This window comes from Coprococcus sp. ART55/1, from assembly GCF_000210595.1.
Lineage (GTDB): Bacteria > Bacillota > Clostridia > Lachnospirales > Lachnospiraceae > Coprococcus > Coprococcus aceti.
In genome coordinates this window covers 2,523,000-2,524,725 of the sequence record NC_021018.1, presented here as the reverse complement: position 1 = coordinate 2,524,725, position 1,726 = coordinate 2,523,000, and the positions used below count along the sequence as shown (strand labels likewise).

Below are 1,726 nucleotides of genomic sequence, written 5' to 3'. Positions count from 1 at the left end.
GGATGAATGGAAGAAAAGAGGTGAGAAGGCATGACAAACATCGTAAATACTGGTAATGCGTCGGTGGATGCGCTGGCAGAAATGAACATCAGTGGAAATGTTACGCCGGTGAATTGGTATAAAACGATTTTACGTGAAAATGGCAAGCCATACCTTCTCGCTATCTGTGTGTTGTCGGAAATCGTGTATTGGTATCGTCCCGTGGAAGTACGGGACGAGCATAGCGGCATGACAATCGGTTACAGAAGAAAATTTCGAGAGGATTTGCTCCAGAAAACCTACAATGATTTTGCCGAGCAGTTTGGAGAATCACGGAGAAGTGTGAAGGCAGCGTTTGACAGACTAGAGGAAATAGGTGTGATCCGTCGTGAATTCCGTAACATAGAAACAAATAGCGGAATGGTTTTAAATAATGTCATGTATATTGATCTATGCGTTGATAGACTTTACACATGTACATATCTGAACATACCAGGAGATGACGAAGATGTAGAAAACACAGGGGAAGAAATACAAAAACAGGCTGAATACCAAGCAAATAAGCCTGTTACAAAATTTTGTACCACCTCCTACAAAACTTTGTGGGACAAATACAAAGAATACTACAGAAAATACAGAGGAGATTACCTATCCTATCATTCCATCAGGCACAGGCGTGAAAACTGATGCGATGGATAGGATGGATGAAGTGCGCTCATTTATCAAAGACAATATTGATTATGACGTATTGCTTCAGTGCCATCCTACAGAGAAGATGGACATAAACGAATTGGTGGAGCTGATGGTTGAGACCATAGCGGTTAAACAGCCAGTAATCCGTATCAATAAATATGATTTCCCATATGATGTTGTTCGGAGCAGATTGGAGAAGATAGATTTTCATACGATGGAGTATGTGCTGGAATGCCTGCGGAATAATACTACAAAGGTACGCAACATACGAAGCTATATGCTCACGACACTGTATAATGCTCCTGTAACATGTAGTAATTACTATAAAGCAGAAGTAAACCATGACTTCTATGGTAAGTAACGATTCATAGCTGCTGGAAACAGCAGTTGACTATATATTTTTCACCTTCCCTTCCTTTTGAGGGGCAGGAGGCACACCTGCCTCTCGTTTTAAGGAGATTGCTGCAAGCATGATTCTTTGATATAATCAATGCAACAGTTTTACAAATCGGAATTTAGCGACGAGGTGAATAATATGGAAAAATGGGGAATGTTTGAATTTAATTCGCCTTATTTTGGAGAAATTATAGAGAAAATAAATGACGTGGTATTGCCAAACGATTACATAGAATTGATGAAAAAACATAATGGTGGTGAAGGCGATATTGGTGAAACCTGGCTTATATTATATCCGTTGGAAGAATTGCAAGAAATAAATGATGATTATGAAATTGAAGAAATTTTGCCGGGTCACATTATTATTGGCTCAAATGGTGGTGGTGAACTTTATGGAATTGATAATAAGGGAAACTACTTTAATGTACCAGTGCCAATAGATGAAGATGATGTTGCTTTGCTTGGAACGGAGATAGAATTACTTCCAGATAAAATTAATGCACTATGGGAGTAGATTCTGTTGTTGGTTATATGACGAACAGATCATAAGCTTTGAAGTTGTAGAGAGGATTAATTATGGGATTACTTGATAAATTTAAAAGAGTTGAAAAGAAAGCGGATAATAGAAAATTTCCGTTTGAAGATAGTCCTGACACTG

At 38.4% G+C, this 1,726-nt stretch carries 3 protein-coding genes; all 3 read left to right on the top strand.

The features are described 5' to 3' along the window. The first annotated feature begins 30 nt into the window (after positions 1-30). Positions 31-666 carry a hypothetical protein gene (locus CCU_RS14190; protein WP_015534764.1) on the top strand — a complete coding sequence of 212 codons (636 nt, stop codon included), beginning with the start codon at positions 31-33 and terminating at the stop codon, positions 664-666. A gap of 4 nt (positions 667-670) precedes the next feature. Further along, on the top strand, positions 671-1,033 hold the full coding sequence (locus CCU_RS14185; RefSeq protein ID WP_243003514.1) for a DUF6017 domain-containing protein: 363 nt from the start codon (positions 671-673) through the stop codon (positions 1,031-1,033). A 174-nt stretch (positions 1,034-1,207) separates the two neighbouring features. Then, complete coding sequence (locus CCU_RS11345) at positions 1,208-1,582, top strand: SMI1/KNR4 family protein (RefSeq protein WP_015534763.1); 375 nt, start codon at positions 1,208-1,210, stop codon at positions 1,580-1,582. Positions 1,583-1,726 lie beyond the last annotated feature (144 nt).